The sequence below is a fragment of the Arthrobacter sp. B3I9 genome, from assembly GCF_030816935.1.
Lineage (GTDB): Bacteria > Actinomycetota > Actinomycetes > Actinomycetales > Micrococcaceae > Arthrobacter.
This window is the reverse complement of sequence record NZ_JAUSYO010000001.1, coordinates 2842977-2866524: the sequence shown is the minus strand read 5'-3', so window position 1 is coordinate 2866524 and position 23548 is coordinate 2842977. Positions and strand designations below refer to the sequence as shown.

The window sequence follows — 23548 nt, the reverse complement described above, 5'->3', positions numbered from 1 at the left end:
GCGCTTACTTTTCGACGCGTTTACTTTTCCACATCGTGGAAGTGATGGACGACGTCGTGAAGGAAATACTGGGCGAACGTCAGCACGGTGAACTCCGACCCGTTGCTGCGGGTGCCCCGGCGGCTCCAGCGGTCCTCGGGAACACCGGCGAAGGACGCCGCGATCCGCTCGCCCGCCGCCGTCAGCTCTTCGGCCACCACGGCCGGGTCGGCGCTGGCGTAGTCGTTCTCGATGGCCGCCCGGTCCTGGTCCCAGTCATCGAACCGCGCGTCGTCGTTGGTCAACATGAGGGACAGCCGCCGGTCGAACAGGATGAAGACGTCGCGGACATGGCAGGCGTACTCCAGCACGGACCAGGTGTTCTCATCCGGGCGGGCGCGGACGTCCGGACGCTGCAGGACGGCCCGCCACCGCGGAAGCATGCCTGCAACGGTTGCGGGGACCGTGGCGGGGGTGGCTGTGGAGGCGTCGAATCCGCACTCCGGACAAGGGCGCTGCAGCACCCAGGTCCAGTCCTTGGTATCGGGAATGATAGGCATTTCCGCAGTCTATGCGATTTTTCCGGACCCGTTGATGGAGGCTGCAAAGCCCGGCGGAGCCCCCGGAGTAGCCAGTTCCGGAGGTCCGGTACAGGCGGTTCCCAGAGGAGTAGGATTCTTCTCGGGGGGCGGGCCTGGAAAGGAATAGCCATGCTCAAGGACCAGCAAGTGAGTGCGGTGTTGCCGGCCGCGGACCTCGCCCGGGCGAGGGACTTTTACCGCGACAAGCTCGGGCTCGAACCCGAGAACTCAGATGCCGGGGACAACCTGTGGTACAAGTGCGGCTCCGGAACCGGGTTCCTCCTTTACCAGACCCCAAATGCCGGGTCGGCGAAGAATACGCAGATGGGCTGGGCTGTCGATGACGTTGCCGCCGAGGTTTCCGAGCTCCGGGGCAAGGGAATCACGTTCGAGGACTACGATTTTCCGGGCCTTAAAACCGAGGACGGCATTGCCACCGACCCGGACGGAAGCCGGGCGGCGTGGTTCCTCGACACCGAGGGCAACATCCTGAGCCTGATCCAGATGCCCTAGGCTCCCGGCGGGTTCCTGGCCGGAGCGTTCCTAGCCGCCCGCCGGGGCGGCCTCGTCCTCGGGCCAGGCCATGCTCGGTCCGATCGCGTCGACAGGCTGCGAGAGCGGAATGCCGGACCCGTCCCTCCTGCCGTGCTCGACTGGCAGGGACCGTGCCACGCCGCCCAGCGATGACGCCTTTGCCGGGCCGTGGCCCGCCCAGGCGAGCAGCAACGTGTCCTCACCCTTCAGGAAGCGGTGTGCCCGGACACCGGCCGTCGCGCGGCCCTTTGCCGGGTACTCGGCCAAGGCTGTGACCTTGGCGGTGCCGGGTGCTGTGCCGGGCAGCGCGCCGTTGGTTCCGGCGATGGTGACGACGACGGCGGCATTGTCTTCCGGCGCGGCAGCGCCGAAGAACAGCACCTTGTCGCCGGCGGCCAGCTTGATCCCCGCCATGCCTCCTGCGGTGCGACCCTGTGGACGGACCGCAGAGGCGGGGAAGCGCAGCAGCTGTGCCTGCTGCGTCAGGAAGACGAGGTCGACGTCGTCGGACCCCGCGGGCGCAACGCCCACCACGGTGTCCTTGTCCTTGAGCGCGATGACCTCCCAGTCTTCCCGGTTCAGCGGATAGTCGGGCTGGACCCGCTTGACGACGCCCTGGGCGGTGCCGATCGCCAGCACCTGGTCCAGCGGCGCGAACGCCACGAGCGCTTCACCCTTGAGCAGGGTGATGAAGTCCTTGGCCGGAACGCCGCCGGCGAGGTTCGGGACGCCCGACGTCGGCGGAAGCACGGGCATGTCCATCACCTGGAGCCGCAGCATGCGGCCCTGGGACGTGACGGCGGCGATCTCGCCGCGTGCGGAGGTCTTGACCACCGACGTGAAGACGTCGTGCCGGGTGCGCGGGCCGGCCTCGGCCAGGCTGTCCTGGTTCGCGGTCCGGGCGATCTGGCCCGAAGCGGTGAGGATCGCCCAGCACGGGTCGTCCGCGATCTCGAGCGCGAGCGGGGCGGCCTTGCCCTTCGACCCGGGAGCTGCCGCCAGCGCCGAGGCGACGGTGGGGGAGACGGCCTCGGACTCAAGCAGCACCGTGCGGCGCGGGGTGCCGTACTTTTCGGCGATCTCTGCCAGTTCGGAGGACACCAGGGCCCGGAGCAGCTCGTCGGAGCCCAAAATGGCTTCCAGTTCCGCGATCTCCCGGCGCAGTTCGTCCTGCTCTTTTTCCAGTTCGATGCGGGAGTACTTCGTCAGCTGGCGGAGCCGCAGCTCGAGGATGTAGTTGGCCTGGATCTCGGTGAGGTCGTAGATGGACATCAGCCGGGTCCTGGCCGCTGCCGCCTCGTCCGAGGACCGGATGATCTGGATGACCTCGTCGATGTCCACGATCGCGATCAGGAGGCCCTCCACGAGGTGCAGGCGGTCCTTCTTCTTGCCGAGCCGGAAGGCCGTGCGGCGGCGCACCACGTTGATGCGGTGGTCCACGTAAACCGAGAGCAGCTGCAGCAGCCCCAGAGTCTGCGGCTGGCCGTCGACCAAGGTGACGTTGTTGATGCCGAAGGAGTCCTCCATCGGCGTGAAGCGGTACAGCTGCTGGAGCACGGCGTTCGGGTTGAATCCGTTCTTTAGCTCGATTACCAGCCGCAGGCCGTGCTTGCGGTCGGTGAGGTCCACGATGTCGCTGATGCCGGTGAGCTTCTTGCCGTTGACGGCGTCCTTGATCTTTTCAATGACCTTTTCCGGACCCACCATGTACGGCAGCTCCGTGACCACCAGGCCGGTGCGGCGGGCGGACAGCTGCTCGACTTCCACCTTGGCGCGGGTCTTGAACGAGCCGCGCCCGGTCGCGTAGGCGTCGCGGATGCCCTCCAGTCCCACGATCCTGCCGCCCGTGGGCAGGTCCGGGCCCGGGACGAACTTCATGACCTCATCGAGCGTGGCATCCGGATTGGCGATCAGGTGCCGGGCGGCGGCAATGACTTCCACCAGGTTGTGCGGGGCCATGTTGGTGGCCATGCCGACGGCGATGCCGGTGGCACCGTTGACCAGCAGGTTCGGGAACGCGGCCGGCAGCACGTCCGGCTGGGTCAGCTGGTTGTCGTAGTTGGGGACGAAGTCCACCACGTCCTCATCGAGGTGGTCCGTCAGCGTCAGCGCCGCAGCCGCCAAGCGGGCCTCGGTATAGCGCGGGGCCGCCGGTCCGTCGTCGAGCGAGCCGAAGTTGCCGTGCCCGTCGATCAGCGGCAGCCGCAGCGAGAAGTCCTGCGCCATGCGGACCAGCGCGTCGTAGATGGCGGTGTCGCCGTGCGGATGCAGCTTGCCCATGACTTCGCCCACCACGCGCGCGCTCTTGACGTGGCCGCGGTCCGGGCGCAGGCCCATGTCGCTCATCATGTAGAGGATGCGCCGCTGTACCGGTTTCAGGCCATCGCGGGCATCAGGCAGCGCCCTCGAATAGATGACCGAATAGGCGTACTCCAGGAACGAGCCTTCCATCTCGGAAGTGACGTCGATATCGACGATCGTCTCGACAAATTTCCCTGCGGAGTCTGGGCTGGCTTCCCCTGCCGGGGGCGTTGATTGGCGGCGTGCCATGAGGCTGGTGGGTCCTTCTGAGGGGTGCTGAGCAAGTGCTGCGTAAGTTTATGACTAGGCTAAGCCTATGGTGGATCAGCCCGTGGGCGGCGTATATCCGGAATATTGGGAAGCCGATGTTGTCCTGCGCGACGGCGGCACCGCCCATCTGCGGCCCATCCATCCCGCGGATGCGGACGCTGTGCAGGCCTTCCACGTCGGCCAGTCGCAACAGTCCATCTACATGCGCTTCTTCGCGTTCAAGGCCCGGCTCTCCAGCAAGGAACTCAAGCGGTTCACCGAGGTTGATTACCGGGACCGGGTGGCCCTCGTGATTACGATCGGCGGCGAGATCATGGGCATCGGCCGCTATGACCGGCTGGACGACCCGGCAGAGGCCGAAGTCGCCTTCAACATCGCCGACTCGCAGCAGGGCCGGGGCATCGGGTCCATCCTCCTGGAACACCTCGCCGCCGCCGCCCGGGAAAACGGGATCCGCAGGTTCACCGCCGAAGTGCTGCCGGAGAACCGCAAGATGCTCATGGTGTTCTCCGACGCCGGCTACGACGTCAAGCGCCATTTCGACGACGGTGTGGTCAGCCTCGAGTTCAACATCGACCCGACCGACAAGTCCCGCGCCGTCATGGAGTCCCGTGAGCACCGTGCAGAGGCCCGCAGCATCCAGGAGCTGCTCGCGCCATCCTCCGTGGCGGTGATCGGGGCAAGCCGCAGGTGGGGCACCGTCGGCTACCAGCTGCTCGAACACATCATCGAGGGCGGTTTCACCGGCCCGGTGTATGCCATCAACCCGGAGGCCCTGGAGCTCGCCGGGATGTTTTCCTTCGCCAGACTTTCCGAGGTTCCCGGCCCCGTCAAGCTCGCCATCGTCGCCGTCCCGTACGACGAGGTGCCCAAGGTGGTGGAGGAATGCGGCGCCGCCGGGGTGAAGGGGATCGTGGTGGCCACCGCCGGCTTCGCGGACGACGGCGAGCGGGGCCTTGCCCGGCAACGGGAGCTGGTCCGCCAGGCCCGTGCCAACGGGATGCGCGTGATCGGCCCGGCCTCGCTGGGCATCGTCAACACCAACCCCGGCGTGTCGCTCAACGCCTCGATGGCGCCCTCACTGGCGCGCCGAGGGGGCCTGGGGCTGTTCACCCAGTCGGCGGCCATCGGCGTGGCGCTGTACGCCGCCGCCAGCCGCCGCCGGGTCGGCATCTCCACCTTCCTTTCCGCCGGGAACCGGGCGGACGTCTCCGGCAATGACCTGATGCAGTTCTGGGAAGACGACGCCGACACCACCGCCGTCGGCCTCTACCTTGAATCGATCGGCAACCCGCGCAAGTTCTCCCGTCTGGCCCGCCGGCTGGCGCGGACGAAGCCGGTGATCGTGGCCAACACCGATGCGATGGGCCTGAACCTGCCACCCGGCCATGCGGTGCGGACCACCCAGGCGCCCTCCGAGGCGGTCGACGCCATGATGCGACAGGCCGGGGTGATCCGGGTGGAAACCATCGAACAGCTCATGGATGTCGCCCAGATCGTATCGAGCCAGCCGTTGCCCAAGGGGTCCGGACTGGCTGTGTTCAGCAACTCCCGCGCCCTGGGAAAGGTGGTGGCCGACAGTGCCGGCGTCCAGGGGCTCGGCGTGGAACGCCTGGTCACCGACGTCGACCTGGACGCCGGCATGTCCCTGGCGTTGCCGGCGCTAAGGCGCAGCCTGCAGGAGACGCTGGCGGAAAACGCCGTCCACGCCGTCGTGGTGGCGCTGCTGCCGGCGCGCGGACTGACCGTGGAGAAGATCGCCGGTGTGCTGGCCGAATGCTCGGCGGCGTCGGGAAAACCGGTGGTCGCGGCGTTCAGCGGCATCCTTGATCCCTCCGTCTACGTGGAGGGAATGGTCGGCGGGCCCGACGCCGGAGGCTCGCCGCCTGCCGCAGCCGGCGGGTCGCCGCCTGCCGCAGCCGCCGTGCCGTGCTACTCCAACCCAGGGGCCGCCGTCGCGGCCCTCGGCGCCGTGGTCCGCTACGCCCAGTGGCTGGACCGGGACCAGGGACTTTTCGTGGAGCCTGAAGGCTGCGATCCCGAGGCTACCCGCGCCGAGCTCGAGGAGCTGCTCCGCGGTGTGGGTGGGGAGCAGCTGCGCAGGCTGGACCAAGCGGCCTCCTCGCGGCTGCTGGGCCACTACGGCATCCGGGTGTTGCCGTCCGAAGGCTTCGAGTCGCCGGACGAGGCCGTCGCCGCCGCGGACAGGCTGGGCTGGCCGGTGGCCTTGAAGACCACCAACCCGGCGCTCCGTCACCGGCTGGACCTCGGCGGGGTCCGCCTCGACATTGCGGACGCCGCCTCGCTGCGGTTGAACATCGTGCAGATGCGCAAATCCCTGGAACGCTACGGCGCTGTCTCGCTGGAAGTGCAGACCATGGCGCCCGTGGGACAGGCCTGCACCTTCCGCGCCATCGAGGACCCGTTGCTGGGCCCGGTGGTTTCCTTCGGCCTGGCCGGGGATGCCGTGAATCTCCTCGAGGACTGGGCCCACCGCGTCCCGCCGCTCTCGGGCTCCGATCTCCACGACTTCATCCGCGGGCCACGCGCCTCGCGGAAGCTCTTCGGCTACCAGGGGTTGCCGCCGGTGGACGCAGCGGCGCTCGAGGATCTGGCCGCCCGGCTCACCCGGCTCAAGGACAACCATCCCGAGATCGCCCTCGTGGAATTCAACCCTGTCCTGGCGGGACCCGACGGCGCCGCGATCCTCTCCGCCGACGTGCGGATCGCCAATGCGGCCCAGCGCACCGACAGCGCGCGCCGGGCGATGCGCAGCTGACGCCCTGCAGCAGGCGCTCTATTGCCCGGCAAGGGGCCGCCCGGGCAGGGCGGAGGCGCGGCCCCCGCGGGGCTCCGGCATTGCCCGGGCAGGGCAGTTAGCATGTCCCCAGCCGATCTGTGAAAATGGAGACCATGAGCTCCCAGCCTCCAACACCCCATTCCCCGGCGCCCGTCTCCGGACGGCAGGGCCCGCAGCACCAAGGCCTGCATGATCACAGCGCGCAGGGTCAAAGCCTGGAGGGGGCCCTCCAGCAGGCCGGCTTCTACCCGCGGCTCGTGGCGGACGTGGTCGCGGACGCCCTGGACGGCCGGGACTGCGTGGCCCACCTGGTCCACCTCGAAACGCACTTCGACCGCGCCGAGGTCCGGCGCCACATCACCGTGCTGGTGCTGACGGAGGACATGCTTGTCATCACCCACGTGGACGACCAGCAACTCGACGACGCCGGCGAGCAGACCGTGGCCCAGGTCTCCACGGAGTCCGTCCCGGTGACGCAGATCCGCTCCGTTGTGCTCAGCTATGTCTATGCCCAGCCCCAGGACTACAAGTCCTCGGACCCGGTCCGCGAACTGACCCTCTCCATCGCCTGGTCGGGCGGTCAGCGCCTCGACGTCGGTCCGGCCAGCTGCGGGGACCCGCAGTGCGAAGCGGACCACGGCTACAGCGGAACCATCGCCCAGGAAGACATCGTGCTCCGGATCAGCGCGGAGGCCGACGGGCTGCAGGCCGTCCAGGACGCCAAGCTGTTCGCCCGCGCCCTGCGGGCGGTCAACACCGGATCCTCGGCCCCCGCTCCGCACACCGGCCCGGGCCTGCCCCCGCGCGCCCGCATGGGCGTCTTCGGGAACCGCCTCAGCCGCGGCCACCAGCGCTGAGATGGCGGCGGTCCGCGCTCCCGAGCCATCCCCGGTAACGACTGCACCAGCCGGGCCCCACACCCTTCCTGCGCCGATGCCGGCCGCGCCGGCCTTCGGCCACCGCTCCGTCGCCGAGGTGCTGGGCAGCGCCGCGGCGAGCATCGGCGTGCCCGGCTTCGAGAACCGGCTGGGCTTGCCCGCGGGCAAACGGATCTGCGTGGTGTTGGCCGACGGGCTCGGCCGGAACCTCCTGAAGCAGAAGTCCGCCCACACCCCGTTCCTGCGCTCCGTTATGCAGGCGGGCCAGGGGCAGGTGCCGGTGTCGCTGGATTCCGCCTTCCCCTCCACCACCGCGGCGTCGCTGGCCAGCTTCGGCACCGGGCTGGCTGCGGGGCAGCACGGCATGGTGGGCTATGACGTGCTTGACCCGGACCAGGACCGGGTGGTGAACATGCTCGGCAACTGGGACGCCAAGGTGGATCCCCGGCAATGGCAGCCGTTCCGCACCGTCTTTGAGCGCGCCGCCGAGCACGTGGACGTCACCACGGTGAGCCTGCCCCAGTTCAGCAACTCTCCAATGACCCAGGCCGCGCTGCGGGGCGGCCGGTACATCACGGCCACCACTCCGCATGCCAGAACCGCCGCAGCCGTCGAAGCCATGGCCAGCGCGCAGGGCTCCCTGATGTATTTCTACGTCAACGAGCTGGACAAGGCCGGGCACCGGCACGGTTGCCAGTCGCCCCAGTGGGAGCACCAGCTTGAGGAACTTGACGCCACGGTGCGGAGGCTGGCCGCAACCCTTCCCGCCGGCACTACTGTCCTGCTCACCGCAGACCACGGCATGCTCGATGTGCCGGAATCGCAGCGGATCGACTATTCCGCGGACACGGCCCTCATCGCCGGCGTCCGGCATACCGCGGGGGAGCCGCGCATGGTCCACCTCTATCTGGAGGACGGGGCCGGCGACGCCGGACGCGCCCTGTTGCTGGAAGCGTGGCGGTCCCGTTTCGGGGACCGGATCTGGGCATTCACACGGGAAGAGGCCATCGCCGCCGGGCTCTTTGGTGAGGTGCGGTCCGGCGTCGGACCGCGGATCGGTGACGTGATGATCGCCGCCCGGGACGCGCTGGCCTTCTATGACACGCGGCGGGTGCGGCCGACGGCCATGGAGGTTGTGGGCCAGCACGGCTCCCTGACCAAAGCCGAACGCGAGGTTCCGCTGCTATGCTTCCAGGCGGACGGAACGCGGGCCCCGCGCCGCTGATCCGCCGGCCGGCGGATCAGCGGCGAGCCTGCAGGGCCGGGTCCGAAGCCGCGGCTGGGCACAGATGTGTTGTCATCCGCGTTTTAGGCCTCGCGTTGACGTCTGCATGGCATCCCCGGTGAGTGACTGCAGATCGGAGTCCGTCAGGGCTTGGAGCGTCCGGTATTTTGCTGCTGCTTCATCGGCTATTCGCTTGCGTAGCAGACCTAGTTGCCGGGCTTGCTCCTGAGCGGGATCTGTATGTATCGGGCTTTCCGGCCACGCCACAAACGGGGGAGTCAAAGCTGGATTGAACGCGGACGCCGCGATCAGTTTGGCTGCAGGCGTCATCTTGGCCAGAAACGTGGCCGTCAGGATTGGATCGAACCCGGACGCTGCGATGAGTTTCGCTGCAGCCGTTATGGTCCTGGCGTTCGTTGGCTGGCGCTGTCCTCCTCGGCGAAGAACATCAGCTTTCTTTGTTTCCGTGTCCGAGATTGGTTGTCTTGCTCGATTTTGGCTGACCGTCGGGGCGAGCGCTTTCAGGAGTTTTGCGGTCCGGGTCCTGTAGTCCTCGCTGAAGTAGCTCTGATCAAAGCGTTGTACGCTCTCCAGGGGGTATTCCGAGGCACAGGCATAGGCCTCCTCGAGGGCGCTTCGTCGCTCCCCATGCATCTCAAAGTAAATGTGCTTGCCCCAACGGCCAAGTACTATAAGGGCAGCGTTCGATGCCTCGCCCGACGAGCCTCTCGTCATCGCGGCCGGGTCTAAATTTGCCAGTTCGGTGAATTTTCCTGCCGCCAGCTGCAACTGCTGACTTTGTAGAATTTCCCCCGAAGTCCTAGCCGCTGTGAGCAGGTGGTCAATGGCCGAGCGGGCTGTAACCAGTACATGCTCGTCAAGCTTTGCCTCCACTCTCTGCAGGTCGCCTCTGAGATCGTCGAGCTTTCCAATTACCTTCTGATCTCGCCCCACAATTCCTTGGGTGATCGCTACCAGAGTTGATGCTGCCGGCGGCAGGCCTTGAAGTGAAAGTAGCAGGTCCCCGAACTTGGCGACGGCCGTGATCGGGCTGCTGTCCAGGAGAGATCGGACTTCGCTCAGCAAACTTTCGCGAGCAGTTGGCCCGAGCTGCACCCACGTGCGCGCGGAGTCAACGGACAGCTTGTCATCCCCCATGATTGTTCGCAAAAGTGCCGCAACCGTTTCGGGGCTCTGTGCGCCCGCGGCGGCCAGAGTTTCTATTGTCTTTCTGACGGAATCCCCGCTTGGGCGGGCGGGGAGGTCGTTTGGACTAACTATTGTCCTTCGACTGACTGCGGGGTCGTCCGCAGGGCGGCCTACAAACGAGCTAGTGCGGTGCAGCTGGCCGTTAGCGAAGTAGATCCTTAGTGTTCCACCATTTCTGCTGGCTTCAATTTGGGCGCGCGCCAAGGAAATAGCAGCTTCTTTGGTCGGGGCGTAGGCGAGAGGCGGGTGGCCCTCGGCAGCCCTAACGGCCCATCCCCGGGGAGAGGGGGCCTTGTCGACGACGCGGAGAATGGGTCGCGGCATGTTTCTAGTATGAGCTTTCCCGCCAGCTATTGGTATGTGAACGACTCACAAGAAGAAACGACGCAAGCGGGATAGCCAGTGCATCTACACTTCGCCGACTCAGTCCGGCAGGGGCGCTCCACGGTCCGGCCGGAGCCGGTCCTGGCCGACAGGGCCTAGCGGCACCCTCGAGCCGTCAGGTCCTGGAGCCCTGCATGTTCCGGTTCGCCAGCGCGGAAAGATCCGACCCGAAATCCGCTCCGCCGCGAAAGGCAGCGACGGCCGCTGGCCTTCACCCGTCGATCAGATCATTGCAGCCACTACCATCCTGTGGCCGCAATGATCAGAGGACAGGCGCTAGTCTCCGCGGGTACCGAAGACGATGTCGTCCCAGCTGGGGACGCTGGAGCGTTTGGGCTTGGCGGGCTGGCGCTCGGGCTGATCCGATTCACGGTCTGTTCGGGACCCTGCGGCGTCGCGCTGCTGCCGGCGTGGGTTTCCGCCGCCGAGGAGTTCGTCCAGGCCTTTGCTCGGTGTGGGTTCCTGCTGCCCGGTGGGACGGAGCTGCGACGCCACGATGGTGATCTCCCGCGTATCCGTGCTCACGCCGTCGTGCAGTTTGAGGGAGTCGTCCTCAGGGCCATCCGGCGCCGGGGCCAGAGCGAGGCGGGACATGATCGAGGGCCGGCCGCCGCCGCGGCGTCCCCACGCGCCTGCTGCCGGCTGTTCGTCTGCTTCCGCCTGCGCATCCGGGGCGTCTGCTTCCGTACCGTCTGCTTCCGTGCCGTCCGTTGCCGGGCCGGCGGGAAGCTCCTCGGCGGGTTCGGCCGGCTCATCGGCCGCGGCCTCCGCTGGTGCATCGGACGGGAGCTCAGACGGCCGCGGGTGCGCTGCAGGGACGCCGTTGGTCAAGAGCCGGGCAAGGGCGTCGTCTGCGTCCTCGTCGACGCCAAGCCGTTGGCCGCGGCGGGGAGCGCAGCATGTCGAGCAGTCCGTCGGCTTCCTGGTTCTGCTGCGGCTGGAGTTGCTGGATCACGTTCTGCTGGGCCGTTGCCGTCCGTGCCGTGGCATCGGCGTCGGTCTCAAAATCGAAGGGGCGGTCGGAGACGGCCGAGAGGCGGCGCGCGGGAACCGGCCCGTCGAGGGGCTCCAGTTCGCTGAGCTGCTGGGCCCATCGGTTCGCGTTCTGCAGCGATTTCCGGGACGGGTTGAAGGTCCACATCGCAGGAGGCTCTTCACCGATACCGGCATGGCCGGACTGCTGGTCGAAGCGGGCCACGACGTTCCAGTTGCCGTCCGTGCGGCGCCAGGAGTCCCACTCGACGCTCGAGGCATCGATGCCGTGCGCCGTCAGACGGTGGGCCACCATGTCATTCAGGGTGGCCGGGCTGTCGCCGAACGCCGAACGGTATACGTCCTGGCCCGGGCCGGGGGAGGCGACCTCCACCTTGCGGGCCTGTTGGGCGATGTACTCGCGTTCGGCCAGTACCGGACCTTCGTACCGCTGGACTTTGGCGAGCGGAATGCCCGAGAGCTCAGCGACTTCCGCCGCCGTTGAACCGTTGCGGATCCGGGCCTGGATATCGCGCGGTGACATGGCAATAGGCGCAGCTGTCGCCGCGGCAACGGCCTTGGCCGGCGTCCGGCTGGCTGCCACCCGCAGTGCTTCATCGATCGGCAGCTGGAACATCTCGCCGCCGGCGCCGCTCAACAGGAGATGCTTCCCGTCGTCGTGGACGCCTACAAGCCGTAGATCCTGCATACAAATCCTCCACCCTGGCATTACTAACAATCGAAACTCTGCCACCCGGAGCGACATAATCGGGTCAAGGCGGAGGGCGCGCCGCGAATTTCCGCCACTTTTCACTGCATTTTTACCCTGGAGCGGCTGAAGGCTGCTGCTGGGATCGCCGGCCTATGGCTTTCACCAGGCGCTTAAGCAAAAATGACCCGACACCGGGCACAAAAACCGCGTGTCCGGCGTTGACAACGGAGTACCGGACCGGCGGGCCCCAACCCGGCAGCGAGCAGACCCACAGCGAACAGACCCATGCGGGATACGGCGAACCAAGAGAACTGAACCAAGAGAACTAGCGGAGTGTGAGCAACAAATAATGGCGACAGACTACGATGCGCCGCGCAAGTCCGAAGAGGACCTCAACGAGGACTCCATCGAGGAACTGAAGACGCGGCGTACGGACAAGCCCTCCGCAGTCGTGGACGAAGATGAAACCGAACTGGCCGAAGGCTACGAGCTCCCCGGGGCGGACCTGTCCGGGGAGGAGCTCCTGGTGCGGGTCATGCCGGCCCAGGCGGATGAATTCACCTGCGCGTCCTGCTTCCTGGTCCGCCACCGCTCACAGATCGCCCGCGAAAAGGACGGGCTCAAGTACTGCAAGGACTGCGAGGGCTAGCGTCAGATCCGGCAGCGTCAGCTCCGGCAGTGTCAGTTCCGCGGCCGCAGGGCCGCGAGCAGCCGGTCCGGATTCCGGGTGGACGTCAACCAGTACGGCGTCCGGTCCGAGGGGTCGGTGATCTCGATTCGCACCACCGGATCCACCCAGCCCCGGAAACACGTGAAGGCAAGTCCGTTGAGACGGGTCCCGCGCTCGGCCGTTGCTTCCTTTCCGCGGAAGGCCGCCGCGGCGCCCAGGAAACGGCGCTCGATGGTTGCCCGGCCCACGCGCAACGTTGATGCGGTCACAGTGATAGTGGGAGTGGACACGACCAGCAGCACAACGATGATGACGAAGAGAACGATGCCGGCAGTAATCCCGGCGGCGAGGCTGATCGGCGCGAAAACCAGGATCCCGGCGCTTGACAGCCCGGCCGCCACCAGCCAGATCCAGACGTTTGGCCAGAGCTTCTCGTTATAGAGGACGGCGGCGTCGCTGGGGGCGTTGGAGGCAGGCACAGCTGCACTGGATTCCGGCATGAGCCCAGCTTTCCACTTTTCCCGGGCTATTTCATCTTCGACGTACGGCGCCCAGGCGCTCCCGGTGAGGGGCCCGTTCCGCTGTTCCGGCTAGGCCCAACCGGACGCTGGCGATAGAGTGTGGGACTGTGACTGAAGAAAACAGCGGCGTGACCACCCTCCCCGATCAACCCGCCGAAACCGGCGCGGGGGAGTACGGAACGCCCACGCTCACCGTGCAGCTGAAGATGCTCGACGGCGGGTTGGAACCGCCGTCGTACGCGCACCCGGGAGATGCGGGCGCGGACCTGCGCGCCCGCGAGGACGTCGTCCTGGAACCAGGGCAGCGCCGGCTGGTACCGACCGGGGTGTCGATTGCCCTCCCGGACGGCTTCGTTGCCCTGATCCATCCCCGCTCCGGCCTGGCCACCAAGCACGGACTGACGGTCGTCAACGCGCCCGGAACTGTCGACGCGGGCTACCGGGGGGAAATCGCCGTGACGCTGCTGAATACAGACCGGCACGAGGCCATCGAGCTCAAGCGCGGCGATAGAATTGCACAAATGGTTATCCAGCGCGTCGAGTACGCCAGGTTCCTCGCCGTCGAGGAACTCAGCGATTCGGTCCGTGGCAGCGGTGGCTTCGGGTCCACCGGCGGCTTTGCTTCTCCGACGGCCTGAGCCGGCGCAGCAGCCAGGGTCTGAGCAGGAACTTTTAGCCGGCAGGGCGGCGCGGCGCCACCACACAACTGGGGGCACCAATCAACGTGCGGCACCACACAACTAAGGAGACACCCGATGGTTTTTGGGCGTGGCAGGAAAGCCAAGCAGGAACAGCCGACCGATTCCGCGGAAACCCAGGAGGCAACGGCTGAGGGCTCCGCGACGGAGACCGCGGGCGCTAGCGGCCGCGCTTTTAACGGTCCCTTCGACCTGTCGGAAATTGAGAGCCAGGACGGGTACGTGGACCTCGGCGCCCTGTTGATCGCGCCCCAGGAAGGCCTGCAGCTCAGGCTGGAGGTGGAGGAGGCAACCCAGCGGGTCGTCGCCGTCACCATGGACCTGGAGGGGTCGAGCCTGCAGCTGCAGGCTTTTGCCGCGCCCAAGTCCGAAGGCCTCTGGGACGACATCCGCGAACAGATCGGGCAGTCGGTAGGAAGCCAGGGCGGGCAGGTCGAGGAGGTGCCGGGTAATTTCGGCACCGAGCTCCTCGCCAAGCTTCCCGCCAGCAGCTCGGACGGCAGCCAGGGATACCGTGTGGCGCGTTTCATCGGCGTGGACGGTCCGCGCTGGTTCCTCAGGGGCGTCCTCGGCGGAGAGGCCGCCGTCGACCGCACGGCCGCCGCGGGGCTGGAAGGGCTGTTCCGCCAGATCGTCGTGGTCCGCGGGGAGAATCCGATGCCCCCGCGCGACCTGCTGCCGCTGCGCCTCCCGAAGGACAACGTAGCCCCGGCCCCCGCGCCCGCCCCGGGCCTCGAACAACCCGAACGTGGACCGGAGATCACACAGATTGGCTGATGCCGCCAGCAGGGGAACAACGGTCCCGCTCTCCATCCGCGAGCTGCCCACGCGCGGCCGCGTCCTGTGCCGCGGCTTCATCGAGGCCGTGACTTACGCACCGGCAAGCCAGGTGGCAGCCTTCACCGCCATCGTGGTGGATCACGACATCATGCCCGCGAGGGAAAAACCGGCTGGTACCAACGCCGTCGGCCGCCTCCGGGTCATCTGGCTGGGCCGGCGCCGCGTCCCTGGCGTCGCAGCCGGCACGGAGGTGCTGCTCGAGGGCATGGTCACCGTGCGGGAGGGGCTGCCCACCATGTTCAATCCCCGCTACGAGACTATCTCCCGCCAGGAGGAGCAATGACCCTGCCCGACAAGCCCGAGCCCCGAGCCCAGCCAGGGGTCCAGCCTGGAGCCCAGCCGGCCGAGCAGCCCACCATGGCGCAGCTCGCCCAAGGGTACGCCAGCCAGGCGGGCCTGCACCGTTCCAGCAACGGCAACATCGACGTGCTCAAGAGCGCCGGCGGGGTGCAGGGCATCGCCGAGAGCATCCTCCCCGGACTGGTCTTCTTGGTGGTCTTTACGGTCACCCGGGACCTGCAGCCGGCCCTGATCGGTTCGCTCGGCACGGCGGCGGTGTTCACGGTCGCCAGGCTCATCCAGCGCCGTCCGGTGACGCAGGCGCTGGCCGGGGTCGTTGGCGTCGGGCTGTCGGCGTGGATCGCCAACACCACCGGGAAGGCCGAGGACTTCTACGTCCTGGGCTTCTTCACCAACATCGCCTACATCCTGGCGATGACCCTCTCGGTCGTGTTCCGCTGGCCTTTCGCCGGCCTCATTTTCGGGTTCTTCCGGAACGAAGGCCTGGAGTGGCGCAAGCACCCGGCCCGGGTGAAGGCGTACCAGATCGGCACATGGGTCATCATTGCGGTGCTCGTGCTTCGGCTCGTGGTCCAGGTGCCGTTGTACTTCATGGGGGAGCAGGGCTTTGCCGCGCTGGCCACGATGCGGCTCCTGATGGGGACGCCGCTCTACGTCCTCGGCGTCTGGGTGGCCTGGCTCCTGACCCGCCCCGCTCCCGCCCCGGTCGAGGACCCGGTAGAACCCAACTAGCTCGCAGCAGGTGTCGTTCTGAGGGGTCAAAACGGCACCTGCTGCCAGTTGCTTGGGTCAGCCGGCGAAGCCGTCGTCCTCGGGCTGGTGGCTGTCGTTACGCTGCCGGTGCGCGGCGGCCGCCTGGTGGTCTTCAGGCGTCGAGTCGGGGACAAGCAGGTCGCGCAGCTGGTCCTCGGCGGCAATCGTGGTCACGAAGAACAGTTCATCGCCGCCGTCGAGCACGTCATCCCGGCTCGGCGTGATCGGCGCCTGGTCCCGCAGGATCGCCACCAGTGTCGCGTCCTCCGGCCAGTCGATGCCTCCAACGGTCAGGCCGACGACATGCGAGTCGTGGGGGACGGTGAACTCGACCAGCGACGACACACCCGTCTGCAGGGTCAGGAGCCGGACGAGGTCCCCGATCTCCACCGCCTCTTCGACGAGCGCGGTCATCAGCTGCGGGGTATTGACGGCGACGTCGACGCCCCAGGAATCGTCGAACATCCAGTCGTTCTTGGGGTTGTTGACCCGGCCGACGGTGCGGCCCACCCCGAACTCCGTTTTCGCCAGCAGCGAGACCACAAGGTTGACCTTGTCGTCACCGGTGGCGGACACGACGACGTCGGCGTCCTCCAGCTTCGCGTCCTTCAGCGTGCTGAGCTCGCAGGCGTCGCCGACGAGCCAGTGCGCCCCGCGCAGGCCGCTGCGGCCGATCACCTCGGGCTTGAGGTCGATCAGCAGGATTTCGTGCTTGTGGGACAGCAGTTCGCGGGCGATTGAGGACCCGACACTTCCGGCGCCGACGATGACGACTTTCACTCAGGACTCCTTGGCGGGGGATTTGGCAAGAATATGGGCTGCCTCGGTGGTGCGGTCCACGTCGAGCATGGCGTGGACCGTGTCGCCGTCCTGGTAGAACGTGCCGGCCCCGGGCAGCATGCCCTCGCCGAACCGGGTCAGGTAGGCCACGCGGACGCCGGCGGCCTTTTCGATCGCGCTGACGGAATGCCCGATCCAGCCCGGGTCGAGGTCGATCTCGGCGAGCACGAGCCGGCCGGACGGGTCCCGGAAGTCACCGGCGAGGTGCTGCTCCGGGAGGATCCGGCGCAGCACCTGGTCCGCGCTCCAGCGCACGGCCGCAACCGTGGGGATGCCGAGCCGCTGGTAGATTTCCGCGCGGCCGGGGTCGTAGATCCTGGCCACGACGTGGGGGACATGGAAGGTCTCCCGTGCCACCCGGGTGGCCAGGATGTTGGAATTGTCACCGCTGGAAACCGCGGCGAAGGCGTAGGCCTCCTCGACGCCGGCCTGCTTCATGGTCTCCCGGTCAAAGCCGACGCCGGTGACCTTGCGGCCGGTGAAGCCAGTGCGGAGGCGCCGGAAGGCGCGGTCGTCCTGGTCGATGATGGCCACCGAGTGGCCGGCGTCCTCGAGCGTGTGCGCCAGGGTGGCCCCGACCCGGCCACAACCCATGATGACGAAGTGCGCCACACGTGCCTCCTAGATCCTTCGCTGTCTGCTGCTGCCTCAAACTCTACCGGCCTGTAGGCACCCCGCCGGCGGCACAGGTTTGCCGGCGGGAGTCCGCGGACGGAGCCGCCATGACATCACCTGCGAATCAGACTAGCTTTGTGTGGTGCTGACAATTTTCAATGCCGTCAAGAGGGTGATGGTAGGCCGGCCCTTCCGGAACGACCGGCTGGCCCACACCCTGCTGCCGAAGCGGATTGCCCTCCCCATTTTCGCCTCGGATGCGCTGTCCTCGGTGGCGTACGCGCCGGATGAGATCCTGCTGACCCTGGCCCTCGCCGGGGTCAGCGCCGTGGCCTTTTCACCGTGGGTTGGCCTGGCCGTCATGGTGGTCCTGCTGACCGTCGTTGCGTCCTACCGCCAGAACGTCCACGCCTACCCCTCCGGCGGCGGGGACTACGAGATCGCCAATGAGAACCTGGGCAAATATGCCGGGCTCACCGTCGCCTCCGCGCTGCTCGTGGACTACGTCCTGACCGTCGCGGTGTCCATGTCTTCGGCCGCAAGCTACCTGACCACTGCGGTGCCTTCGCTGCACGGCAAGCAGGCTGTCATCGCCACTGTCGGCGTGATCATCCTGGCCCTCGTGAACCTCCGCGGCATCAAGGAAGCCGGCAGCGTCTTCGCCGTGCCGACCTACATCTTCATGGCGTCCATCCTGGGCATGACCGCCGTCGGCGTCTTCCAGGCTGCCACCGGCCAGCTCGGCGAGGCACCCTCGGCGGCCTTCACGATTGTGCCCGCGGAGGGCTTCGACGAAGGCCTTGTGGGCCTCGCCGGCGCGTTCCTGCTGCTCCGGGCGTTCTCCTCCGGCGCCGCCGCGCTCACGGGGGTGGAGGCCATCAGCAACGGCGTGCCGAACTTCCAGAAGCCCAAGAGCAAGAACGCCGCCACCACGCTGCTGCTGCTCGGCGTGATCGCCGCCGCCATGCTGGCCGGCATCATCTATCTGGCCAACGCCACCAAGGTCCATATCGTGCTGGACCCGGCGAAGGAGTTCCTGCTCGACGGCAAGCCTTTGGACGAGGGCTACATCCAGAACCCGGCCATCAGCCAGATCGCCCAGACCGTCTTCGGTGCCGGTTCCATCCCCTTCTATGTCGTGGTTGCCGCAACCGGCGTGATCCTGGTGTTCGCGTCCAACACCGCCTTCAACGGGTTCCCGGTCCTCGGCTCGATCCTCGCCCAGGACGGCTACCTGCCGCGCCAGCTCCGTACCCGCGGGGACCGGCTTGCCTTCAGCAACGGTGTCCTGGCGCTGGCCGCCGGCGCGCTCGTGTTGATCATCTCGTTCAACGCCGACGTCACCAAGCTCATCCAGCTCTACATCGTGGGCGTCTTCATCTCCTTCACCTTGAGCCAGCTCGGCATGATCAGGCACTGGGGGCGGGAGCTGAAACTCGCTAAGGAGCCGGCCGTTAAGCTGCGGATGATCAAGTCGCGCACCATCAACTCGATCGGCTTCGGCATGACCGCCCTGGTCCTGGTGATCGTGCTGATCACCAAGTTCGAGCAGGGCGCCTGGATTGCGCTGCTCGCGATGTTCGTCCTGTTCCTGATCATGTGGAGCATCCGGGCGCATTACGACAACGTGGCCAGGGAACTCGCCGTCGATGAGGACGCCTCGCCCCGGGCCCTGCCCACCAGGGTGCATGCCGTGCTGCTGGTCTCCCACGTCCGCAAGCCCGTCCTCCGGGCCCTGGCGTACGCTCGCGCCTCGCGCCCGTCGCGGCTGGACGCCATCACGGTGGACATCAGCGCCGAGGAGACCGAGCAGACCGTGGCGGACTGGGACAAGCTGGAAATCCCGGTACCGTTGACGGTGCTCGCGAGCCCGTTCCGCGAGACGGTGACGCCCATCATGGAGTACATCAAGAACATGCGGCGGGACTCACCCCGTGACCTGATCGTGGTCTACATCCCCGAGTACGTCGTGGGCAAGTGGTGGGAGCAGCTGGTCCACAACCAGACCGCGCTGCGGATCAAGACCCGGCTGCACTTCGAGCCGGGCGTCATGGTGGCCAGCGTCCCGTGGCAACTCAAATCGTCCGAAGAAGCCAAGAAACTGCAGGATATCCAATGAGCCCCGAGACCGCGACGCAAGCACCCACCGACCTCATCGTCGACGTCGGGCCGGTGGCCCACGGCGGCCACTGCGTCGCCCGGCACGAGGGGCGCGTGGTGTTCGTCCGCCACGGTATCCCCGGCGAAAAGGTCCGGGTGCGCCTGACCGATGCCGCCGCGGATGCCAAGTTCTGGCGCGGCGACGTGGTGGAGGTCCTCGAGGCATCCCCCGACCGGGTGGACCACTTCTGGGACCTGGCCGATTCGGCCCGGTCCTGGTCGCACCGCCACCCGCCGGTCGGGGGAGCGGAGCTCGGCCACATCGCGCTGGAGCGCCAGCGCAGGCTCAAGGCCGAGGTCCTGGCCGAGCAGCTGCTGCGCCTAGCCGGTGTCGACCGCGCCACCGAAGTGGAAGCCGTGGGGGAGACGGGGGCCCGGGACGGCCTGGCCTGGCGGACCCGGGCCGGCTTCGGCGTGACTCCCGGCGGAAAACTCGGCATGCACGCCCACCGCTCCGAGACGGTCCTGCCGGTCCGCGAGATGCCCCTCGCGGTGGACAGCATCAACGCCCTCCGGCTGTGGGACATCGACCTGCAGGGCATCGAACGCGTGGAGGTTGCGGCGCCGGCCAACGGCTCCCGGCCGCTCGTGCTCCTGGTCCCCGCCCCCGGTACCCGGGCCAAACGGCTGAGCGCCATCCTCTCGCAGCTCCCGGAGGACGTGTCGGTGGCGAGCCTTGACCCGGCCAAGGGCGAGGTTCTGCAGCTGCGCGGCCGGACCTACGTCCAGGAAAGCGCGGCAGGCCATGACTACCGGGTCACGGGCGAGGGCTTTTGGCAGATCCACCGGAACGCGCCGGACACCCTCGTGGCAGCACTGACCGGTTTCCTGCACGACGGCGGATTCCTCGAGTCCGGCGCGGTTGTTGCGGACCTCTATGCCGGGGCCGGCCTCTTCACGGCGCCCCTCGCCGACGCCGTCGGCATCACCGGATCCGTGTTGTCCGTGGAAGGTTCGCCCGGCACCAGCCGCGATGCACGCAAGAACCTGCACGGGGCGCCCCAGGTCGAGATCGTGCAGGGCAGGGTGGAGCGCGTGCTGCGGCAGAAACCCCGGAACTTCGACGCGATCCTGCTGGACCCGCCCCGGGCCGGCGCGGGCAAAGCGGTCGTCAACCAGCTGATCGGCACCAGCCCCCGGGCCGTTGCCTATGTCTCCTGCGACCCGGCGTCGTTCGCCCGGGATGTCGGCTACTTCCAGCAGGGCGGCTGGGAACTCTCGGGACTGCGGGCCTTCGACCTGTATCCGCACACCCACCACATGGAGACTGTGGCGCTACTGACTCCGCAGCGCTGATGCCACTACGATGGGCGTAGTAGTCCGACGTCGCGCTCCGTAATTACGGCTGACCCCATGCAATGCCCGCCGAACCTCGTCCTGACGAGGCACGGTGCTAGTTAGGGAGTCCTAACTAGCAGGGGGTCTGCGGCGCGACAAAGATGAAACTGTTGCGAGAGGAGCCCTGCGATGAGCATTGTGGACAGCTTCGGTTCAAAAGGCAAACTTAATGTTGCCGGTGCCGAATACGAAATTTTCCGGTTGAACTCCGTTGAAGGTGCAGAAAACCTTCCGTTCAGCCTCAAGGTATTGCTTGAAAACCTGCTGCGGACCGAGGACGGCGCCAACATCACGGCCGACCACGTCCGAGCACTGGCCGGCTGGGACCCCAGCGCCCAGCCCGACACTGAAATCCAGTTCACGCCGGCGCGCGTGATCATGCAGGACTTCACCGGCGTGCCCTGCGTCGTGGACCTTGCCACCATGCGCGAGGCCGTCAAGGACCTCGGCGGCGACCCCAAACGGGTCAACCCGCTGGCGCCGGCGGAAATGGTCATTGACCACTCCGTTCAGATCGATGCCTTCGGCAACTCCGGCGCACTGGAGCGCAACATGGAGATCGAGTACCAGCGCAACGGCGAGCGGTACCAGTTCCTCCGGTGGGGCCAGACCGCGTTTGACGACTTCAAGGTTGTCCCGCCGGGAACCGGCATCGTGCACCAGGTCAACATCGAGTACCTGGCCCGCACGGTCATGACCCGCGAAGTTGACGGCGTTCTCCGGGCCTACCCGGACACCTGCGTCGGCACCGACTCGCACACCACCATGGTCAACGGCCTGGGCGTGCTCGGCTGGGGCGTCGGCGGCATCGAAGCCGAGGCAGCCATGCTTGGCCAGCCCGTCTCCATGCTGATCCCGCGCGTCGTGGGCTTCAAGCTGACCGGGTCCATCCCGGCCGGCGCGACCGCCACCGACGTTGTCCTGACCATCACCGAACAGTTGCGCAAGCACGGCGTCGTGGGCAAGTTCGTGGAGTTCTACGGCGAAGGCGTCGCGGCTGTGCCGCTGGCCAACCGCGCCACCATCGGCAACATGAGCCCGGAGTTCGGCTCCACGGCAGCGATGTTCCCGATCGACGACGTCACCATCGAATACCTGCGCCTGACCGGCCGGTCCGAGGAAAACGTCGCCCTGGTTGAGGCCTACGCCAAGGAACAGGGCCTCTGGCACGACCCGTCCCACGAGATCAAGTTCTCCGAGTACCTCGAGCTGGACCTGTCCACGGTTGTTCCGTCGATCTCCGGCCCGAAGCGTCCCCAGGACCGCATCGTGCTCACCGAGGCCAAGGACGAGTTCCGCCACGACCTGCTCAACTACGTCAAGCACAACGCCGACGCCGGCACGCTGGACGAATCACTCGAGGAGACCTTCCCGGCCTCGGACCCGCCCTCGTTCACCCAGTCGGACACGCACGTGACCGACACGGACCGCGAGCCGCCGGTTTACTCGGCAGCACACGGTGCGGCCGGCCGGATTTCCAACGCCGTCAAGATCACCGCCGAAGACGGCCGCGAGTTCGAACTGGACCACGGCGCCGTCGCCATCGCCTCCATCACGTCCTGCACCAACACGTCCAACCCCTCGGTGATGCTGGCTGCCGCGCTGCTGGCCCGCAACGCCGTAGAAAAGGGCCTGACGTCCAAGCCGTGGGTCAAGACCTCCGTGGCCCCGGGCTCCAAGGTCGTCACCGACTACTACGACAAGTCGGGCCTGACGCCGTACCTGGAGAAGCTCGGCTTCTACATCGTCGGCTACGGCTGCGCCACCTGCATCGGCAACTCCGGCCCGCTGGACACCGAAATCTCCGAGGCCATCCAGGCCAACGATCTTTCGGTCACCGCCGTCTTGTCCGGCAACCGCAACTTCGAAGGCCGGATCAACCCGGACGTGAAGATGAACTACCTGGCTTCCCCGCCGCTGGTCATCGCCTACGCCCTTGCCGGAACCATGGACTTCGACTTCGAAACCGACGCCCTGGGCAAGGACGAGGCCGGCAACGACGTGTTCCTGAAGGACATCTGGCCGAACCCGGCCGAGGTCCAGCAGGTCATCGATTCCTCGATCGACAAGGAGATGTTCGCCCGCGGCTACGAGGGTGTCTTCGACGGCGACGCGCGCTGGAAGGCCCTCGACACCCCCGCCGGTGACACCTTCGCCTGGGATCCGAACTCCACCTACGTGCGCAAGCCCCCGTACTTCGAGGGCATGAAGGCGCAACCGGAACCCGTCACCGACATCAGCGGCGCCCGCGTCCTGCTGAAGCTCGGCGATTCGGTCACCACCGACCACATCTCCCCGGCCGGTTCGTTCAAGTCGGACACCCCCGCCGGCCAGTACCTGCTGGCCAACGGTGTGGAACGCAAGGACTTCAACTCCTACGGCTCACGCCGTGGCAACCACGAGGTCATGATCCGCGGCACGTTCGCCAACATCCGGATCAAGAACCAGCTCCTGGACGGCGTCGAGGGCGGCTTCACGCGCGACTTCACGCAGCCGGACGGTCCGCAGGCCTACGTCTACGACGCCGCGCAGAACTACCAGGCAGCCGGCACCCCGCTGGTGGTCCTGGCAGGCAAGGAATACGGTTCCGGCTCGTCCCGTGACTGGGCCGCCAAGGGCACCGCGCTGCTGGGCGTCAAGGCCGTCATCGCCGAGAGCTACGAGCGTATCCACCGCTCCAACCTCATCGGCATGGGCGTCCTGCCGCTGCAGTACCCGGCCGGCGAGAACGCTGCAAGCCTGGGCCTGAGCGGCACCGAGACCTTCGCTGTCGCGGGCGTCACCGCCCTCAACGAAGGCACCACACCCAAGACCCTCAAGGTCACGGCAACGGCGGAAGACGGTTCCACCAAGTCCTTCGATGCGGTCCTGCGCATCGATACCCCGGGCGAGGCGGACTACTACCGCAACGGCGGCATCCTGCAGTACGTACTGCGCCAGATCTCCGCCAACTAATGGAGGCTCTCCC

At 67.2% G+C, this 23548-nt stretch carries 18 protein-coding genes and 1 pseudogene; 12 read left to right on the top strand and 7 right to left on the bottom strand.

Going from position 1 to position 23548, the window contains the following annotated elements:
- Window positions 1-20: 20 nt before the first annotated feature.
- Window positions 21-539, bottom strand: a complete 519-nt coding sequence (locus QFZ65_RS13410; RefSeq protein ID WP_306911154.1) for a DinB family protein — start codon at window positions 537-539, stop codon at window positions 21-23.
- Window positions 540-689: 150 nt separating this feature from the next.
- Between QFZ65_RS13410 and QFZ65_RS13405 the strand changes: the two genes are divergently transcribed.
- Window positions 690-1073: a VOC family protein gene (locus tag QFZ65_RS13405; protein WP_306911152.1), complete on the top strand. Its 384-nt coding sequence runs from the start codon at window positions 690-692 to the stop codon at window positions 1071-1073.
- 30 nt (window positions 1074-1103) lie between these two features.
- Here the strand turns inward: QFZ65_RS13405 and QFZ65_RS13400 are convergent, their stop codons facing one another.
- Window positions 1104-3644: a DNA topoisomerase (ATP-hydrolyzing) subunit A gene (locus QFZ65_RS13400; protein ID WP_306911151.1), complete on the bottom strand. Its 2541-nt coding sequence runs from the start codon at window positions 3642-3644 to the stop codon at window positions 1104-1106.
- A 67-nt stretch (window positions 3645-3711) separates the two neighbouring features.
- Between QFZ65_RS13400 and QFZ65_RS13395 the strand changes: the two genes are divergently transcribed.
- From QFZ65_RS13395 to QFZ65_RS13385, 3 genes are all read left to right on the top strand, one after another.
- Window positions 3712-6444, top strand: coding sequence for a bifunctional GNAT family N-acetyltransferase/acetate--CoA ligase family protein (locus QFZ65_RS13395; RefSeq protein WP_306911148.1), 2733 nt, complete (start codon window positions 3712-3714; stop codon window positions 6442-6444).
- 134 nt (window positions 6445-6578) lie between these two features.
- On the top strand, window positions 6579-7322 hold the full coding sequence (locus QFZ65_RS13390) for a DUF5998 family protein (protein ID WP_306911146.1): 744 nt from the start codon (window positions 6579-6581) through the stop codon (window positions 7320-7322).
- Between the two features lie 76 nt (window positions 7323-7398).
- A complete protein-coding gene (locus tag QFZ65_RS13385) occupies window positions 7399-8568 on the top strand; it encodes an alkaline phosphatase family protein (protein ID WP_306911144.1) in 1170 nt (389 codons plus the stop codon).
- 72 nt (window positions 8569-8640) lie between these two features.
- Here the strand turns inward: QFZ65_RS13385 and QFZ65_RS13380 are convergent, their stop codons facing one another.
- Entirely contained in the window at window positions 8641-10101 is a 1461-nt protein-coding gene (locus QFZ65_RS13380) for a hypothetical protein (protein WP_306911142.1), read from the bottom strand.
- A gap of 336 nt (window positions 10102-10437) precedes the next feature.
- Window positions 10438-11842, bottom strand: a pseudogene (sepH, locus tag QFZ65_RS13375) (septation protein SepH).
- Between the two features lie 352 nt (window positions 11843-12194).
- On the opposite strand from sepH, the gene QFZ65_RS13370 reads away from it, so the two are divergent.
- Window positions 12195-12494 (top strand): DUF4193 domain-containing protein, encoded by a 300-nt coding sequence (locus QFZ65_RS13370; RefSeq protein WP_306911140.1) that lies wholly within the window; start codon window positions 12195-12197, stop codon window positions 12492-12494.
- Between the two features lie 32 nt (window positions 12495-12526).
- Here the strand turns inward: QFZ65_RS13370 and QFZ65_RS13365 are convergent, their stop codons facing one another.
- Entirely contained in the window at window positions 12527-13015 is a 489-nt protein-coding gene (locus tag QFZ65_RS13365; RefSeq protein WP_306911139.1) for a DUF3093 domain-containing protein, read from the bottom strand.
- 149 nt (window positions 13016-13164) lie between these two features.
- Between QFZ65_RS13365 and dut the strand changes: the two genes are divergently transcribed.
- The 4 genes from dut (at window position 13165) to QFZ65_RS13345 (ending at window position 15606) form a co-directional block, all read left to right on the top strand.
- A complete protein-coding gene (gene dut / locus QFZ65_RS13360) occupies window positions 13165-13674 on the top strand; it encodes a dUTP diphosphatase (protein ID WP_373427642.1) in 510 nt (169 codons plus the stop codon).
- A 117-nt stretch (window positions 13675-13791) separates the two neighbouring features.
- Window positions 13792-14511, top strand: coding sequence for a DUF3710 domain-containing protein (locus tag QFZ65_RS13355; RefSeq protein ID WP_306911135.1), 720 nt, complete (start codon window positions 13792-13794; stop codon window positions 14509-14511).
- The gene (locus tag QFZ65_RS13350) at window positions 14504-14857 is read left to right on the top strand and encodes a hypothetical protein (RefSeq protein ID WP_306911132.1); all 354 of its coding nucleotides are present in this window, start codon (window positions 14504-14506) and stop codon (window positions 14855-14857) included. Before QFZ65_RS13355 ends, QFZ65_RS13350 begins: the two co-directional genes overlap by 8 nt.
- Window positions 14854-15606: a DUF3159 domain-containing protein gene (locus QFZ65_RS13345; RefSeq protein WP_306911130.1), complete on the top strand. Its 753-nt coding sequence runs from the start codon at window positions 14854-14856 to the stop codon at window positions 15604-15606. Before QFZ65_RS13350 ends, QFZ65_RS13345 begins: the two co-directional genes overlap by 4 nt.
- 57 nt (window positions 15607-15663) lie before the next feature.
- Here QFZ65_RS13345 and QFZ65_RS13340 read toward each other — a convergent pair whose 3' ends face one another.
- Window positions 15664-16407: a TrkA family potassium uptake protein gene (locus QFZ65_RS13340; RefSeq protein WP_306911128.1), complete on the bottom strand. Its 744-nt coding sequence runs from the start codon at window positions 16405-16407 to the stop codon at window positions 15664-15666.
- Window positions 16408-17079, bottom strand: a complete 672-nt coding sequence (locus tag QFZ65_RS13335; RefSeq protein WP_306911127.1) for a TrkA family potassium uptake protein — start codon at window positions 17077-17079, stop codon at window positions 16408-16410.
- A gap of 178 nt (window positions 17080-17257) precedes the next feature.
- Here QFZ65_RS13335 and QFZ65_RS13330 point away from each other — a divergent pair, with 178 nt between their 5' ends.
- From QFZ65_RS13330 to QFZ65_RS13320, 3 genes are all read left to right on the top strand, one after another.
- Window positions 17258-19201 carry an APC family permease gene (locus tag QFZ65_RS13330; protein ID WP_306912577.1) on the top strand — a complete coding sequence of 648 codons (1944 nt, stop codon included), beginning with the start codon at window positions 17258-17260 and terminating at the stop codon, window positions 19199-19201.
- The gene (locus QFZ65_RS13325) at window positions 19198-20538 is read left to right on the top strand and encodes a class I SAM-dependent RNA methyltransferase (RefSeq protein ID WP_306911125.1); all 1341 of its coding nucleotides are present in this window, start codon (window positions 19198-19200) and stop codon (window positions 20536-20538) included. Before QFZ65_RS13330 ends, QFZ65_RS13325 begins: the two co-directional genes overlap by 4 nt.
- A 171-nt stretch (window positions 20539-20709) precedes the next feature.
- Window positions 20710-23535, top strand: a complete 2826-nt coding sequence (locus tag QFZ65_RS13320; RefSeq protein WP_306911123.1) for an aconitate hydratase — start codon at window positions 20710-20712, stop codon at window positions 23533-23535.
- Window positions 23536-23548: the final 13 nt, after the last annotated feature.

Coding starts and splice junctions, on each gene's coding strand:
- QFZ65_RS13410 (WP_306911154.1), bottom strand. CDS start 539: ATGCCTATCATTCCCGATACCAAGGACTGGACCTGGGTGCTGCAGCGC.
- QFZ65_RS13405 (WP_306911152.1), top strand. CDS start 690: ATGCTCAAGGACCAGCAAGTGAGTGCGGTGTTGCCGGCCGCGGACCTC.
- QFZ65_RS13400 (WP_306911151.1), bottom strand. CDS start 3,644: ATGGCACGCCGCCAATCAACGCCCCCGGCAGGGGAAGCCAGCCCAGAC.
- QFZ65_RS13395 (WP_306911148.1), top strand. CDS start 3,712: ATGGTGGATCAGCCCGTGGGCGGCGTATATCCGGAATATTGGGAAGCC.
- QFZ65_RS13390 (WP_306911146.1), top strand. CDS start 6,579: ATGAGCTCCCAGCCTCCAACACCCCATTCCCCGGCGCCCGTCTCCGGA.
- QFZ65_RS13385 (WP_306911144.1), top strand. CDS start 7,399: ATGCCGGCCGCGCCGGCCTTCGGCCACCGCTCCGTCGCCGAGGTGCTG.
- QFZ65_RS13380 (WP_306911142.1), bottom strand. CDS start 10,101: ATGCCGCGACCCATTCTCCGCGTCGTCGACAAGGCCCCCTCTCCCCGG.
- QFZ65_RS13370 (WP_306911140.1), top strand. CDS start 12,195: ATGGCGACAGACTACGATGCGCCGCGCAAGTCCGAAGAGGACCTCAAC.
- QFZ65_RS13365 (WP_306911139.1), bottom strand. CDS start 13,015: ATGCCGGAATCCAGTGCAGCTGTGCCTGCCTCCAACGCCCCCAGCGAC.
- QFZ65_RS13355 (WP_306911135.1), top strand. CDS start 13,792: ATGGTTTTTGGGCGTGGCAGGAAAGCCAAGCAGGAACAGCCGACCGAT.
- QFZ65_RS13345 (WP_306911130.1), top strand. CDS start 14,854: ATGACCCTGCCCGACAAGCCCGAGCCCCGAGCCCAGCCAGGGGTCCAG.
- QFZ65_RS13330 (WP_306912577.1), top strand. CDS start 17,258: ATGGTAGGCCGGCCCTTCCGGAACGACCGGCTGGCCCACACCCTGCTG.
- QFZ65_RS13325 (WP_306911125.1), top strand. CDS start 19,198: ATGAGCCCCGAGACCGCGACGCAAGCACCCACCGACCTCATCGTCGAC.
- QFZ65_RS13320 (WP_306911123.1), top strand. CDS start 20,710: ATGAGCATTGTGGACAGCTTCGGTTCAAAAGGCAAACTTAATGTTGCC.